The organism is Collinsella tanakaei YIT 12063, from assembly GCF_000225705.1.
In the GTDB taxonomy this organism is placed as follows: domain Bacteria; phylum Actinomycetota; class Coriobacteriia; order Coriobacteriales; family Coriobacteriaceae; genus Collinsella; species Collinsella tanakaei.
The window spans coordinates 578761-593465 of record NZ_JH126467.1 but is presented as its reverse complement, the minus strand read 5'-3'; the positions used below and the strand labels follow the sequence as shown (position 1 = coordinate 593465).

General features: G+C 60.8%; 15 protein-coding genes, 1 other RNA gene and 1 pseudogene. 8 read left to right on the top strand and 9 right to left on the bottom strand.

Annotated elements, in window-relative coordinates; genetic code table 11:
* Nucleotides 1-4 precede the first annotated feature (4 nt).
* Nucleotides 5-283 carry a YggT family protein gene (locus HMPREF9452_RS02925; RefSeq protein WP_009140613.1) on the top strand — a complete coding sequence of 93 codons (279 nt, stop codon included), beginning with the start codon at nucleotides 5-7 and terminating at the stop codon, nucleotides 281-283.
* Between the two features lie 56 nt (nucleotides 284-339).
* Complete coding sequence (locus HMPREF9452_RS02920) at nucleotides 340-996, top strand: DivIVA domain-containing protein (protein WP_009140612.1); 657 nt, start codon at nucleotides 340-342, stop codon at nucleotides 994-996.
* A gap of 155 nt (nucleotides 997-1151) precedes the next feature.
* Here HMPREF9452_RS02920 and HMPREF9452_RS02915 read toward each other — a convergent pair whose 3' ends face one another.
* From HMPREF9452_RS02915 to rnpB, 5 genes are all read right to left on the bottom strand, one after another.
* The gene (locus tag HMPREF9452_RS02915; RefSeq protein WP_009140611.1) at nucleotides 1152-1613 is read right to left on the bottom strand and encodes a DUF1097 domain-containing protein; all 462 of its coding nucleotides are present in this window, start codon (nucleotides 1611-1613) and stop codon (nucleotides 1152-1154) included.
* Nucleotides 1614-1639: 26 nt separating this feature from the next.
* Nucleotides 1640-2176: a nitroreductase family protein gene (locus HMPREF9452_RS02910; RefSeq protein ID WP_009140610.1), complete on the bottom strand. Its 537-nt coding sequence runs from the start codon at nucleotides 2174-2176 to the stop codon at nucleotides 1640-1642.
* A gap of 204 nt (nucleotides 2177-2380) precedes the next feature.
* The gene (locus HMPREF9452_RS02905) at nucleotides 2381-3004 is read right to left on the bottom strand and encodes a DUF47 domain-containing protein (protein WP_009140609.1); all 624 of its coding nucleotides are present in this window, start codon (nucleotides 3002-3004) and stop codon (nucleotides 2381-2383) included.
* 72 nt (nucleotides 3005-3076) lie between these two features.
* Complete coding sequence (locus tag HMPREF9452_RS02900; RefSeq protein WP_009140608.1) at nucleotides 3077-4126, bottom strand: inorganic phosphate transporter; 1050 nt, start codon at nucleotides 4124-4126, stop codon at nucleotides 3077-3079.
* Between the two features lie 236 nt (nucleotides 4127-4362).
* An RNA gene (rnpB, locus tag HMPREF9452_RS11235) (RNase P RNA component class A) lies at nucleotides 4363-4721 on the bottom strand.
* A gap of 145 nt (nucleotides 4722-4866) precedes the next feature.
* Between rnpB and HMPREF9452_RS02895 the strand changes: the two genes are divergently transcribed.
* A complete protein-coding gene (locus HMPREF9452_RS02895) occupies nucleotides 4867-5502 on the top strand; it encodes an IMPACT family protein (protein ID WP_009140607.1) in 636 nt (211 codons plus the stop codon).
* A 75-nt stretch (nucleotides 5503-5577) separates the two neighbouring features.
* Here the strand turns inward: HMPREF9452_RS02895 and HMPREF9452_RS02890 are convergent, their stop codons facing one another.
* Nucleotides 5578-6045, bottom strand: coding sequence for a C-GCAxxG-C-C family protein (locus tag HMPREF9452_RS02890; RefSeq protein ID WP_009140606.1), 468 nt, complete (start codon nucleotides 6043-6045; stop codon nucleotides 5578-5580).
* A gap of 92 nt (nucleotides 6046-6137) precedes the next feature.
* Between HMPREF9452_RS02890 and HMPREF9452_RS02885 the strand changes: the two genes are divergently transcribed.
* Together HMPREF9452_RS02885 and HMPREF9452_RS02880 are read left to right on the top strand one after the other, a co-directional pair.
* The gene (locus HMPREF9452_RS02885; protein WP_009140605.1) at nucleotides 6138-7418 is read left to right on the top strand and encodes an O-acetylhomoserine aminocarboxypropyltransferase/cysteine synthase family protein; all 1281 of its coding nucleotides are present in this window, start codon (nucleotides 6138-6140) and stop codon (nucleotides 7416-7418) included.
* Between the two features lie 150 nt (nucleotides 7419-7568).
* Entirely contained in the window at nucleotides 7569-8537 is a 969-nt protein-coding gene (locus HMPREF9452_RS02880) for an alpha/beta fold hydrolase (RefSeq protein ID WP_009140604.1), read from the top strand.
* Between the two features lie 89 nt (nucleotides 8538-8626).
* On the opposite strand, the gene mscL is transcribed toward HMPREF9452_RS02880, so the two are convergent.
* Nucleotides 8627-9109, bottom strand: coding sequence for a large conductance mechanosensitive channel protein MscL (gene mscL / locus HMPREF9452_RS02875; protein WP_009140603.1), 483 nt, complete (start codon nucleotides 9107-9109; stop codon nucleotides 8627-8629).
* Between the two features lie 327 nt (nucleotides 9110-9436).
* Between mscL and HMPREF9452_RS02870 the strand changes: the two genes are divergently transcribed.
* The 3 genes and pseudogenes from HMPREF9452_RS02870 to HMPREF9452_RS02860 form a co-directional block, all read left to right on the top strand.
* Complete coding sequence (locus HMPREF9452_RS02870; protein WP_009140602.1) at nucleotides 9437-10873, top strand: MFS transporter; 1437 nt, start codon at nucleotides 9437-9439, stop codon at nucleotides 10871-10873.
* A 33-nt stretch (nucleotides 10874-10906) separates the two neighbouring features.
* Entirely contained in the window at nucleotides 10907-11485 is a 579-nt protein-coding gene (locus tag HMPREF9452_RS02865; protein ID WP_009140601.1) for a xanthine phosphoribosyltransferase, read from the top strand.
* 143 nt (nucleotides 11486-11628) lie between these two features.
* Nucleotides 11629-11928: pseudogene (locus HMPREF9452_RS02860) on the top strand (peptide chain release factor family protein); the annotation flags it as partial.
* 248 nt (nucleotides 11929-12176) lie between these two features.
* Here the strand turns inward: HMPREF9452_RS02860 and HMPREF9452_RS02855 are convergent.
* Both HMPREF9452_RS02855 and HMPREF9452_RS02850 read right to left on the bottom strand, forming a co-directional pair.
* The gene (locus HMPREF9452_RS02855; RefSeq protein ID WP_009140599.1) at nucleotides 12177-13139 is read right to left on the bottom strand and encodes a diacylglycerol/lipid kinase family protein; all 963 of its coding nucleotides are present in this window, start codon (nucleotides 13137-13139) and stop codon (nucleotides 12177-12179) included.
* Nucleotides 13139-14575, bottom strand: a complete 1437-nt coding sequence (locus tag HMPREF9452_RS02850; protein WP_009140598.1) for a chloride channel protein — start codon at nucleotides 14573-14575, stop codon at nucleotides 13139-13141. Before HMPREF9452_RS02850 ends, HMPREF9452_RS02855 begins: the two co-directional genes overlap by 1 nt.
* Between the last annotated feature and the right edge of the window lie 130 nt (nucleotides 14576-14705).

The following is a 14705-nucleotide window of genomic DNA, read 5'->3' as shown; positions in this document are numbered from 1 at the left end:
AGCTGTGACCCCGTACACCCTAGTTCAGATTATTGATTCGCTTATCAATTTCTACAACATCCTGATCATCGTCTATTGCCTGCTGACATGGATTCCCATGAACCCCAACGGATTGCTGGCGGACATTGGCGCGGTGCTCGATGGCATTGTAGGCCCGTACCTTAATTTCTTTAGGAGGATCATGCCTCCCATGGGGGGTATAGACTTCTCACCTGTTATTGCTGTTCTTGCGTTAACCTTCATCGAGCGTCTTTTGGTGTATTTGATAGGTATAATCTTGTAGGAATGCATGGTCGCGGCAGTAAGTTGCGGCATTAACGGCACGGAAAGGATTTTTCGATGGCTATCACCCCTGCAGATATTCAGGCCCAGACTTTTTCTGAGGCCAAGCGCGGCTATGATCCCGCCGAGGTCGACGTCTTCCTTGAGAAGATTTCCTCTGAGGTTGACGCTATGCTCAACAAGATCGTGGATCTCAAGAATCGCCTGACCGCTTCTGAGCAGCAGCTCGCCGAGGCCCAGGCGCAGCTCGCTCAGGCCCAGGCTGCTCCCGCGCCGGCTCCCGCACCCGCTCCCGCGCCTGATTACACCGCTTCTGAGCGCCAGATCTCCGCGGCCCTTATCGCTGCGCAGCAGACCTCTGATGCCATCGTTGCCGAGGCTCAGGAGAACGCCGAGCGCATTCGCAACGAGGCCGATGCCAAGGCCCGCGAGGTCATCCGTCAGGCTCTCGCAGAGAAGCAGAGCGAGATCGAGGAGATCGACCGTCTCAAGGCTTCCCGCGAGGACTTCAAGAACGAGTACCTCAAGCTCATCCAGCACTTTATGGACGAGGCTCAGAATTCCTTCCCGTCCGACCTGCTCATGAGCACGCCCACCGGCTCCGCTGCTTCCGCTGTTCCCGTGGAACCCGTCGCTCCGGTTGTCCCTCAGCCCATGCCTGTGGCTGACCCGTTTGCTCCGCTGGACAACTTTGGCGCTGACGATCTGGACTAGTCTTCATTTCATAGTTATCGCTATTGCCAAGAAGGCCCCGCATGTGCGAGGCCTTCTTTTTTCTAGGTTTTTGTTTTTGGACGAGTGGCGCACGAGTAGCGGATGAGTGGCGGGTGCGGCAGCGATGCTTTGTCCGCGCTCTAGAACGGATTCGCTTAGCTTCTGCTTGCGCTGGCGCTGACCAACGCCTTTCCCAAGGTATCGCACGCAAGGCCTAGCAGCACTCCTAGCAGTATCCCGCCTACGGCATACATGTCGCCGCCTGCTGCAAAGGTGGAAAACGAGCCCATGAACGCGCCGGGCACAAAGGAGAGCAGTTTGCTTCCGCCTGCAAAGCACATGAGAAACGTGGTGGCGAAGGTCATGAAGAGGCCGAATGCCTGACCGCCTATAAGCGCTCCCAGATTGAGCGAGAGCAAGGCGTAGGCGATACCGCTTGCTACGCAGGCAAAGGTCGCAGGCAGGCTCTTAGTGCCTTTGCCGGGCGCTGCGAAGTACGCGGTGCATCCTGCAAAGCCCGACCAACCCGGAATGCCCGCCATGGGCGCCAGGATCATCCAGACGGTGCAGAGCAGGGCGGTTGCAAAGGCGGGAAGTACGTTGCTTGCTTTGAACATGCTTATCCTTCCAGGTGATAAGGGCGCTAGGCGCGAACGTTAAGGAAGTCTTCTTTTGCGATGGTGCGCTCTGCCCGCTTTTCGGGTTCTGCGATCGCGTCTGCCGCATAGCCCACGGTAAGCATGTGGATGGGGTAGGCGTCTTGAGGCAAGTCGAATTCATCGATGGCGATACGGGGGTCAAAATGGCACACCCAGCAGGTCTGCAGCCCCAAGTCGACCGCCTGCATCATCATCTGGTCGGTAACTATGGCAGAGTCGATCTGCGCGGCATTCATGGAGTCGTACTTGCGCGTCCAGGCAACCTGCTCTTTAGCGCATACCAAAAGGACCAGCGGCGCTCCAAAGACGCTTCCGTCCTTGGCAAAATGGTGTGCCGCCTTGGCGGCTTTCCCTTTAAGGGCAGGGGTGTCGCAGACAATCACGCGAGTGGGGTGGTTGTTGCAGGCTGAGGGCGCCAGGCGGCCGGCCTCGATAATCTGCGCGATCTTCTCGTCCTCGACGGGGCGGTTCTGGTAGTCGCGGCAAGAATAACGAGTAAGGGTAAGGTTGGAAAAGGCCATGGGCCCTCCTTTCGTAGCGGATGACCATCTGGATCCGAATCAAACGAGTCTCAACGCGCTCTATTGTACGCAAGCGCGTTGGCATATGCGGCGTGCGCCGGGATTCTTGTGATGCGACTTTCGGCGATAGCTAAGAAAAAGGCCCCGCTTGGCGGAGCCGTAGAAGATCATTGCCTGAAGGACGAGCTGACGTTTCAGCGGATCCTAGCTGTTCTTCATGACGATGGACTCGACCGTGTCGGCGACGAACTCGCAGGAATCTGCAGCGAACTCAAGGAACATGTAGACGTCGCGCCAGGAGATGACGGCCAGAGGGTCGAGGTCGGTGGTGTGCAGCGTGCGCATGGCGTTGATAAACAGGTCGTCGCATTCGCTCTCGATGGTGTTGACGGTGATGACGTGCTCGCGCAGGCTCTTGGAGCGCTTGAACTGGGGGAGCTCGAGAACCAGATCATGCATCTGCTCGCAGGCACGCATGACCTTGGCGGACATCATGAGCGCGTCCGGTCGCATTTCTTGGATGTTGGTGAAGTAGATGCGATGGAGCACGCCCTCGATGCGATCGGTGACAACGTCGAGCGCGTTGGCGAGCGTCGAGATATCCTCGCGCTCGATGGGTGTGATGAATGCGCTAATCAGCGCGTCGTTGACCTCGTGGACAATTTCGTCGGCGCTCTGCTCGATCTCGTGCATCTCGGCGACGGCGTCCTCGATCTTGGCGGGGTCGAAGTGACGCATGACATCGTCCAACTTCTCTGCCGCCTTGCAGGCGAGCTCTGCCGCCTTTGCGAAGCTGTCGTAATAGAATGCGTCGTTCTTTTTTGCCATGATGGCTCCTTTTGTACCGCTTGATTGGGGTTCTACATCGCCCGTGCGGGCGTTTCGTCTATATTGATTCGCTTAGATGAAGAGCAAGAAGAGCTTTGCCATGAGGAAGCTGATGAGGCCGCAGCCGGGGAAGGTGAAGACCCAGGTGAGCAGCATATCTTTGACAACGCCAAAGTTGATGGCCGAGAGGCGCTTGACCGCGCCGACGCCCATGATGGCGGTGGTCTTGACGTGGGTGGTGGAAACCGGGATGCCGGTGAGGGTGGCTAGCAGCAGACACAGCGAGCTTGAGAGGTCCGCGGAGAAGCCCTGGTATTTCTCGAGTTTCACCATGTCCATGCCCACGGACTTGATGATCTTCTCTCCGCCCACGGAGGTGCCCACGCCCATGACGATCGAGCACAGCAACATGAGCCATACGGGGATGACCATGTTCTCGACGGAGGCCTGTCCGTTGCAGAAGGCGACGCCCAGGAACAGCACGCCGATGAACTTCTGGCCGTCCTGCGCGCCGTGCATAAAGCTCATGCCCGCGGCGCCGGCGATCTGCGCCCAGCGGAAGAAGGTGTTCGATTTGCGGCGGTCCGTGTTCGCGAAGAGCAGCGTTACGACCTTGCAAACGCCCCAGCCCGCGGCGAAGCCCAAGCCAAGCGAGAGGACCAGACCGTAGAGGACCTTGACCCACTCGTTCATGTTGACGCCGTCCGCGCCTCCCAGGGCGATCGCCGCGCCGGTAAGGCCCGCGATGAGGCTGTGGCTCTCGCTGGTGGGGATACCGAAGATGCTGGCGCCCACCGAGTAGACGACGATCGAGAACAGGGCCGCGCATAGCGCGATAAGCGCGATCTGCGTGTTAGCTCCAAAATCGACCATGTTGGAGATGGTGGAAGCGACGCTGGCGTTGATGTGGGTCATGATGAAGACGCCCAGGAAGTTAAAGATGGCGCTCATGATGATCGCGGCCTTGGGCGGCAGGCAACGCGTGGTCACGCAGGTTGCAATCGCGTTGGGCGCGTCCGTCCAGCCGTTGACAAAGATTACGCCCAGCGTGAGGGCGACCGTCATTGCAAGTATTGGATTGGAAAAGACTTGCGAGATGAAATAGGAGAATGATACGTCCACTGAAACCACGTTCCTATCGTGCGGATGTCCCTCCGCACCCTACAAAGCACATAATAGGATAACACCTTACACAATATTAACGAGGTCTTAATACGGTTATCGTTTGTAAGGACTCCGTAAGGGATTTTAAATCATCGAGCACCAAGTGGTTTGGGTAATCCCATCTAACGGCCCATGAGGCTACGCGCGCTTGGTAGACGGCTGTCTGTATCTCGTTGGGATAGTTGGTGGTGAAAAGGCAAAGCGGGCCGATAAGCCGGGTTCTGTCGTGGGCGATCATTTATCTTGTCTGCACGTCACCGTGCAGTTCCACGCACGCTACCCGAACGCGGACCGGGCCGGTCCATGGCGCTCCTATTTGCGCTTGCTCCGGATGGGGTTTACCAAGCCGCCATGTTGCCACGACGCTGGTGGTCTCTTACACCACCGTTTCAGCTTTTCTCTCACCCGCATATAGCGGGCAGCGGGAGTCTTCTTTTCTGCGGCACTTTCCGTCGGGTCGCCCCGCCTGGCCGTTAGCCAGCATCCTGCCCTGTGGAGCCCGGACTTTCCTCACATGCGAACATGCCGCACGCGCGATCGCCTGGCCCGCTTTGCGATGGAGTATTGTAGCACGCCCCGCGCGCCGCCGCGCTTGCCCGTGCGTATCATCGAACGCTCCACATATATAATGGGTGTCTGAAAGACATGGATTTCGATGGCCGCGCTTGTTGCCGGCGGCGCCGAAAAAAGGGGGAGTTGTGGACGATTACATCACCATGAGGGAGGGTGTCGAGGCGACTGGCGAGTTCGTCGACCGCAAGAGCCGCTTTATCGCGCAGCTGGTTCACGTTGAGAGCGAGGACGAGGCCAACGCCCATATCGCCACGGTGAGGGCCCGTCACTACGATGCCCGCCACAACGTGTCGGCGTGGATCTTGCTAGACGGGCGCGAGCGCCAAAGCGACGACGGGGAGCCCCAGCGCACCAGCGGCATGCCCACGCTGGAGGTGCTGCGCGGGGCCGGCCTTAAAAACGTCTGCTGCGTCACCACACGCTATTTTGGCGGAACGCTTCTGGGGCCGGGCGGCCTGGTGAGGGCGTACACCGCCGCAGCGCAGGAGGCGATCGCCGCGGCGCGCTCGGCGGGGCAGCTGGTGGAGATGACCAGCGTGGTCTCCGTGGACGTTCGCGTGCCGTATCCGCTCTACGACCAGGTGCAGCATCTGGCAGCGGGTTCTGGCTGCAAGATCGCGGGCACCGATTTCACGGATACCGTGTTGCTGCACCTGGTGTTCAAAGCGGGGGAGCAGGCTGCTTTTTTGGCAGCGCTCACCGAGCTTATGGGCGGTCGCGAAGACGTGAGTGTTGGCGAGGAGCGCTTCGCCGAGTTTTAGGTCCTAGGGGTTTGCGGTCCCCAAAGGAGCGCATTCCAAAAAGCACGGGACTAAAGGGCACGGGGGAGATGGGCGCTATCGCGCGCCGGCCTCGTGCGCGCCCTGCTCGACCAGAATATCAACGGCGAGGTCGATCGCGTCATCGATGCAGCCCGGGCAGCTGCGCAGGGCTCCGGCGTCAGAGCCGATTCCCTTGAGCTCGCGGCACACCGTGGACCCATTGGTGCTGGCAAAGCGGGCGCTCAGCTCGCGAGAAAGCTTGTAGGTCTTGACCTTGCTGCCAATCTGGTCGCGGCCGGTGCTTTCCACCTGGCTTAAGGCCATGACGGCTCCGGAGACGGCGCCGCAGGTCTCGGTCATGCCGCCCATGCCGGCGCCAAAGCCCTCCGCCAGTACAAAGGCGCCGTCTGCATCGAGGTCGATGGCAGGTGCCATCGCGCAGACGACCGATTGCGCGCAGTTGTAGCCCATTTCATGCAGGCGTGCGGCCTCCTTCTTGATCTCGGAGCGGTTCAAGAAGATTTCATCCTTGTTGATTGCCATGTTGAAGTCCTTTGCGTATCGAGTTGGGTATACCATTTTACTCGTGTGCGCGTATCGAGCGCATGTGAAAGCGTCTGAAGAAGGAGCGAACTATGGCTGAACATATCGGAACCACGTGCGTCCAGGGTGGATACCGTCCCGGCGACGCGGAGCCCCGCCAGGTGCCCATCTACCAGTCCACCACGTGGAAGTACGACACGTCCGAGCATATGGGAAAGCTCTTCGACCTTGAGGAGTCCGGCTACTTCTACACTCGCTTGCAGAACCCCACCAACGACGCCGTCGCCGCGAAGATCTGCGAGCTCGAGGGCGGTACCGCCGCCATGCTGACCAGCTCCGGCCAGGCCGCGAACTTCTTCGCCATCTTCAATATCGCCGGCTGCGGCGATCACGTGGTGGCGAGCTCCGCTATCTACGGCGGCACCTATAACCTGCTCGCCCATACCATGCGCCGCATGGGCCTTGAGTGCACCTTCGTCGCCCCTGATTGCACGGACGAGGAGCTGGAAGCCGCGTTCAGGCTCAACACCAAGGCAGTTTTCGGCGAGACCATCGCCAACCCCGCGCTCGCCGTCCTCGATATCGAGCGCTTCGCCGCCGCGGCGCATGCCCACGGCGTGCCGCTGATCGTCGACAACACGTTCCCCACGCCGGTCAACTGCCGCCCCATCGAGTGGGGCGCCAACATCGTGACCCACTCTACCACCAAGTACATGGACGGCCATGGCGCCGCCGTGGGCGGAGCGATCGTGGACGCCGGCACGTTCGATTGGAATGCGCATGCCGATAAGTTCCCGGGCCTCACTACGCCCGACGTGAGCTATCACGGCGTGGTCTATACCGAGCGCTTTGGCCTGGAGGGCGCCTTTATCACCAAGGCGACGTCCCAGCTTATGCGCGACTTTGGCTGCATCCAGTCTCCCCAGAACGCCTTCCTGCTCAACCTGGGCCTGGAGTCCCTGCACGTCCGCATGCCCCAGCACTGCAAGAACGGCCAGGCGGTGGCGGAGTTTTTGCAGCAGCACCCCAAGATCAGCTTCGTGCGCTACCCGGGTCTTCCGGGCGACGCCTATCACGAGCTCGCCCAGAAGTATCTGCCCCAGGGCGGATGCGGCGTGGTCAGCTTTGGCTTCAACGGGGGTCGCGCCGCGGCCGAGCAGTTTATGAAGAGCCTGCGTCTGGCGCAGATCGCCACGCACGTTGCCGATGCCCGCACCTGCTGTTTGCACCCTGCAAACGCGACGCATCGCCAGATGAACGACGAAGAGCTCGTCGCTTGCGGCATCACCCCGGACATGGTGCGCCTCTCTTGCGGCATCGAGTCGACCGAGGACCTTATCGCCGACATCGCCCAGGCTCTCGACACCATCTAAAGACGCGGCCTCCTCGTGCGCATGGACCTCGCGCATGAGCGCATGCGAAACAAGCCCGCACCGTCCGCCTGTATGGACGGTGCGGGCTTAGTTTTTTGGGTAGGATGATTCTCGGCGTTGGATCTCGTCCCTTGTTTGGAGGACACTCCCGTGAAGACCACTACCATTACCTATGCAAGCTATGATGGCACCTCGACTATCCGCGCGCTGCTGTGGGAGCCGGACCATGAGGCCGCTCCTTCAGGCCCGCGTGGTCTGGTGCAACTTGTCCACGGTATGTCCGAGCACGTGGAGCGCTATGCGGGCTTTGCCGAGTATCTATGCGGCCGGGGTTTTGCGGTGTGCGCCAACGATCATATAGGTCATGGTAAAACGGTGGCGAGCGCAGATGACCTTGGGCACATGCCGCTCGAGAAAGGCGAGGAGGTTCTGCTCCATGACGTGAACGCGCTACGAGAGCTTGTCATGCAGCGCCTGCGCGAGGACAGCGGTTCGTCCGGAGACCTTCCGTATATCATTTTTGGACATTCCATGGGCAGCTTTATCACGCGCGTCTACCTTACGAGGTACGCCCTTGGCGTTCGCGCCGCGGTGATTTGCGGCACCGGTCAGCAACCGCGCGCACTCTCGGCGGTGGGCAAGGCGTTGACCCGCGGTATCGCCCGTTCGCGCGGAGAGCGATACGTCAGCGAGCTGGTCGACGGCATGGGTGCGGGAGCATATGGCAAGGCGATCGAGGGTGCGCGGACGGACGTCGATTGGATCGCAACCGATCCCGAGGTGGTCGATGAGTATCGTCGCGATCCCCTGTGCGGCCAGAAGTTCACCGTGGGCGCCTACCACACGTTGTCGACGTTGGTGGCGGACGCGACCGATCCCAAGCTTGTCGCGCGCGTTCCCCACGCGCTGCCCCTCTTCTTTATCGCCGGTGCAGAGGACCCGGTGGGGGATTGCGGTGCGGGCATTGAGCGCGCAGCTCAGATGTATCGCCGTGCCGGCATGGAGCGCGTTGACGTGAAGATCTATCCCGGCGTTCGCCATGAGATCCTGAACGAGCCCATCAAGGGTCAGGTGCATGAGGACGTTTCCGTTTGGCTTGATGAGGTGCTGGGCTCCTAGCCTTCATTGCGCTTTCGGCACTGCCGTTTGGCGATGGCGCGTGTTTCGAAGCAACCTTGATAAAGCTGAAGGCGCCGGCGCGCGGCTCGCTATTCCAGCGCGTTTTGATAGCCGTCCAGTTTGCTCGTGCAATGCGGGCAGCGGGTGGCGCCGCGGTCTATCTTCTGCTTGCAGTAGGGGCATACGCGTGGCTTCGGTGCGGCATCGCCGTCTTTTTCCTCGGCAAGTCCCGCCTTGATCGCGGCTGCTTTCGCGGCAGCCTCCTTGATGTCGTTAAATTTGTTCAAGGCCTTTACGATGGCGAAGACCGCGGCTGCCGTGATGAGGAAGTTGATGACGGCGGAGAGAAACGCGCCAAAGTCGACGATGTTGCCGTTGAGGTTGATCGCGAGGCCGGGAATCTCCGCCCCGCCTCCGGTGATAAAGGAGATGAGGGGTTGGATGATGTTTGCCACCAGCGAGTTGACGATGGTGGTGAAGGCGCCGCCCACGATAACGCCGACGGCGAGGTCGACTACGCTTCCGCGGCTGATGAAGTCCTGGAATTCCTTGACAATCTTCTTGAGAGCCATGCGAGCTGCCTCCTTGTCTTGATGATGTTTGGGCGTTGTCGTGGGCGGACGGTGCAAAGGGATTGCGTTTAGCGCGAAAACCCTGCATCGGAGGCCGGCAAACTTGATTATACATGTCGCGGAATCTTCGTGCGGCGCATGGTATTACCTTGCCCCTTTCGACCGTTCCGTGTTACAACACTGTGCGAAAAATGCAGGGTCGGGCACGTTATGGTCGGACCCCGGCGTATCTACGCGGCCGCGGGAACGATAGCGCGGCACGTGGCGGGAGGGGTGCACCTTCGTCATCAGAGCGCGCGGCGCCACTTGTGAACAAGCGAGGTACGCATGAGCGAAGATCAGCGCATCCACGATGCCGTGGAGGGCAACACCCACGGCAAGAACAAATGGGCTATCCTGTTTACCGTTTTAATCATGACGTTTATGGCCACGCTCGACTCGAGCATCGTCAACGTGGCGCTGCCCGTGATGCAAAAGGAGTTGAGCGTGGGGCTCGACCAGATTCAATGGGTCTCATCCATCTACCTGCTCACCACCTGCGCCGTGCTGTTGGTGTTCGGCAGGCTGGGCGATATTTACGGCAAGGTTCGTTTTTTCCAGGTGGGCGTGGCGATCTTCGCGCTGGGCTCGCTTTTGTGCGGCATGGCGACCACGCTTGAGTTTTTGGTGCTTGCCCGCGCGGTGCAGGGCGTGGGCTGCGCATCGGCCATGGCGAACAACATGGGTATCATCACCGAATCGTTCCCGGCGCGCGAGCGCGGGCGCGCCCTGGGGCTGCTCGCGAGCTTTGTTGCCCTGGGAATGATGTGCGGTCCGGTTTTGGGCGGCTTTATCGTGAGCGCGCTGCCCTGGGAGTATATCTTCCTTATCAACGTGCCCGTGGGCGTGGTCTCGCTGTTTGTTGGCTTTAAGACCTTGCCCCACGTAGCGCCGCAGTCGGTTGGACGGCGCCTTGACGTCTTGGGCTCGGTGCTGCTGGTTCCCGGCATGCTGCTCACCTTCATATCCATCACCATGCTCGAAGCGGGGGCCACGCCTTCGACCCTGCTGATGCTCGCGGCGGGTCTGGGTCTTATGGTCGCGTTCGTCATGGTCGAGCGCCGGGTGGACGACCCCTTGGTCGCGCTTTCGGTCTTTCGCGACCGCGCCTTCATGGTGAACATCGCGTCCCTGTTCATCAGCTTCGTCGCCATCGGCGTCTACGAGCTCATGACGCCGTTCTACCTGCAGGATGCTCGCGGTTTCTCGCCCGATACGGCGGGTCTGATCTTTTGCGTCATCCCGCTTGCGAACGCCATCGCCGGCCCCATCTCCGGCGCGGTGTCCGACCGAATCGGATGCGAGCGCCCTACGTGCGTGGGCCTGTTCGTGTTCGCCGCGGGCCTTTTGCTGGTGGGCTTTTTCGGCGAGGAGACGGGGCTCGTCCACATCCTCATCTGCCTGGGCCTGGCGTCGCTTGGCACCTCTATCTTCCAGTCGCCTAACAATTCCCTGGTGATGGGTTCGTTGCCGCGCGAGGCCCTGGGCTTTGGCGGTAGCCTGGCCGCGCTTGCCCGCTATTTGGGCATGGCGATCGGCATCAGCGGATCCACGTCGCTACTCTACAGCCAAATGAGCGTGGCCGCTGGATATCGCGTTACTTCGTATGTTGCGGGAAGACCGGACATTTTCCTGTACGGATACCGTATAGTCTATGTAGTTACGGCGGCGCTGGTCGCCATAGGTTTTGTGATGACGCTTGTTCGGATGATGCGCCGCAAGTAAGCGCCGGGTCGGAAAAGGGAAGGAAACGCTGTAATGAAGGAGCTTGAAGATCGTATTCGCAAGGACGGCATCGTCAAGGCCGGGGGCGTGTTGAAGGTGGATGCGTTCCTTAACCATCAATGCGATACGCAGCTGTTCGACCACATGGGCGCCGAGTGGGCGCGCCTGTTCGCCGATGCTCCCATCAACAAGATTCTCACCATCGAGGCCAGCGGCATAGGCTTGGCGTGCATGGCGTCTCGCCACTTTGGCAACGCGCCGGTGGTTTTTGCCAAAAAGGCCCAGTCCATCAACCTGGATGGCGAGCAGTACTCCACCACTATCTACTCCTTCACCAAGCAGCGCGAGTTCCCCGTTATCGTGGGCAGGCGCTTCCTTTCCGAGGGCGACCATGTCTTGATCCTGGACGATTTCCTGGCAAACGGCTGCGCGCTCGAGGGACTCATCAGCATCTGCGAATCCGCCGGCGCCACGGTCGAGGGCATTGGCATCGCCATCGAGAAGGGCTTCCAGTCCGGTGGTGACAAGCTGCGCCAGCGCGGTTATCACCTGGAGTCGCTAGCCCGCATCGTGTCTATGGACGATGAAACGGGTCAGATCGAGTTCGCCTAACGGCGACCGTATCGCGGGTTCGTTTGAAAGCCGTTTTACAGGTTGTTTCGCAGGTTGATTATATGGACGAGGAAAAGCCGACATATAAGGCGTTCGCCGCATGGGCGGCACAGAGCTTGGAGGAGGTCGCGCGCGACTGCGAGGTGCAGGTTTTTCGCGCGACCGGTCCGGGCGGCCAGGGCGTGAACACCACGGATTCCGCTGTGCGCATGCGCCATGTTCCCTCGGGCATCGCGGTGACGTCGCGCGAGAGCCGCAGCCAGTTCCAGAACAGGGCGTGCTGTCTGCGTAAGTTGCACGCGGAGTTTGAACGTCGTTCTTGTCCACCTAAAAAGAGGAAACCCACCAAGCCCACTAAGGCCGCCCGCGCGCGTCGCCTGGCGGATAAGCGCCACCGCGCGCAGGCAAAGGAACGGCGTCGCCGCCCCGGTGCGGACGACTAGAAGATAACGGGGCGCGTGACTTGCTTTGGTCGAGCGGCGCGAGAGTGCCTCTATGACGGGAAGTCGCTCTTTCGCTGCTTTCTTGGATCCTCTCCACGGAAGCGCGACGCGAGCGCGCAAACGGCTGTTGTTCATTAGCCCAATCGCCTCATGGTTTGATCGCATCGTTTAAAAAAGCAACAGAGTTCATGATGACCATGTCGCTGTATCCGTTTTTGGCGATATGGGCTGGCTCGTTGAGCTCATGGCTACCGAGACATTGCCGGTGCCAGGACGGTGAGGGCACTAGGGACCATGGTGATGGTGGCGCTGCGGGCGCGGATTTGCTCGCCGTCCGCCTGCAGGGGATAATCTTCGCCGTCGAAGAGCGGGCGCACGCTCTGCGCACGGCGGCCGTGAACGTAGCGCGAGCTAAGGTGATGTCCGTTCTTGGCGCGCAAAAAAACCGGTAGCGCGATGGCGCGGGGGATCTTGCCGTGGGCGTAGCAGATGTCGAACAGGCCGTCTGAGGGGTCGGCGTCCGGGCAGATGCGAAAACCGGAGCCGTAGGTGGGACCTATCTGGATGGCCATGATGATGGATTCAAGTTCATGCCACGCCTCGTCCTCAAACTTGACGCGCAGGGGAAAGCGCCGGTAACCGATGCCGAATACGTTGAGGCCGCTGGCCAGGTAGAGCGTGTCCCCCGAGAGGCCGGTCGACTTGCGCAGCTCGTAGGTGCCAATGGCTATGGCGGCGTCCAGACCGCAGGAGAAGGTCTGCACAAAGTAGTCGGTGCCACGGCCCGCCTCGCCGACGTAATCGATGCGGCCTACGTCCATGGCGCGCTTGCGCGCGTGGGAAAGCCAGCTAAGGTCCGCGCCCATAGTCTGGTCCATGCCGAGCGTGCGCGCGTAGTCGTTGCCCGAACCCACGGGAAGCACTCCCAGGCAGGGGCGCGCTTCGGATCCGATCGCCATAAGGCCGCAGGCGGTCTCATGCACCAGGCCGTCTCCGCCCAGCGCGAGCACGGTGTTGTAGTCGGTTGCCTGCGAGGCGATCTGCGTGGCATGGCGCGGGTGTGTGGTGTGGACCACTTCGAATGCGCTGTCATCGTGCATGTACATGGACAAGAAGCGCTGGACTTGTTGGGCTGCGGTCGCTGCTGCCCCGGACTGCGCGGTGGGGTTGACGATGATCAGCGTTTTTCCCAAGTTGGTGCGGGTGTTCATCAGTCCTCCGGGACGGTTGCGGTGGCGGCGTCTGCGCTGTTGGCTTCGGCGATGGTGTCGGTGGCGTCGCTCGGGGCGCTTTGATCGACTTGCTCGCGATGGCGCTGGATGGCTTGGTCCACCGTGAGCTGCTCATCGCCCGCAAGAGAGCGGCGCTTGGGCGTGACGATGCGCTGCGCTGGATACACGCCGCGGTGCCCGGCGACCAGGTAGCTTACAAAGGAGGCGATAACAAAATAGCCCGCCGCTCGTCCGCCAAACAGGTCGATGCCCAGCATGATGGTGGTGATGGGGACGTTGAGGGCAGATCCAAAGACGGCGATCATGCCCAGCGCGGCGGGAAAGGAGGGGTCGAAGCCCACTGCTTGGCCAAGCACGCTGCCCATGGACGCGCCAATGCCGAACAGCGGCGTGACCTCGCCGCCTTGGTAGCCCGCGCCCAACGTGAGCGCCGTGTAGGCGAGCTTGGCGAAGGGGTCTATGGGCGAGCTAGCGCCTTCGAACGCGGAGGAGACCATCCATTCGGAAAGGCCGCCGTATCGCCATCCGTCAAAGACGGCGTAGGCGCCCAGCAGCACAAGCGATCCCACGAGCGCTGCGACGAGGTAGTTGCGAAAGCGATTTGCGTAGAAGCGCTTGATGGTGCGAATGGAAAAGGAGAAGAGTCTGGCGGTGAGACCAAACGCGACGGCGGCGAGCACCACCAGTAAAATAGTGCGCGGCGACATGGACGGGATGTTGCCTATAACGTGGAGTGCGTGGTGGGTGCCCAGCATGCGGCTGACCGCATCGCCGGTGAAGGACGCGATAAGGCAGTACAGTCCAGAACTGTAATCGAGCTTGCCCACGTAGCACATCTCCATGCCAAAGAACGCTCCAGCCAGCGGCGTGCCGAAGACCCCGCCGAAGGCGGCCGAGATGCCGGAGAGCATAAGATCATGGTGGTCGCGCTCGCCCAGCTTGAACGCGTGGCTTACGTTGCTGGCGATGGTGCCGCCAATTTGGACCGCGGTGCCTTCGCGACCCGCAGATCCGCCGGCAAGGTGCGTGGCGACGGAGCAGAAGAAGGTGAGGAAGGCCATGCGCGCATGGATGAGGCGGCCGGTGAGGGCGCTGTCGATAACCAGGTTGTTGCCGCGACCGGCCTGCAGGCCGCGCGTGCGGTAGAGCCACGCGGTGGCGAGCAGTACGGGTGGCAGCAGGGCGAACAGGGCGCGATGCTGCTCGCGCGCGCCGCTCACAAGGTCAAGCGATGCCAAAAACGCCCATGCGGCGGCACCCATGGCGCATGAGACCAAAAGCACCAGCGCAAGCAATTTGCAGCTTGCATGCATGTTTCGCGCGTTGCGGCGGACATCTGCGGCAAGTAGGCGCTCGCCGTATGCGATAGCGCTGGTTGCGTCTTCAAGGGGCTTTTTGGTGGTGTTGGTTGCCATGGTTGCGGTCCTTATTCAATCTTGGGCAAGGCACGGACAAGTCGGACTTGTCCTGCTTTGTGGTGATGCGGGATATCGCGCGTGCGGGCTGGAACCAAGTATAGGGGTTTCATCGACGGTTCGAGTTACG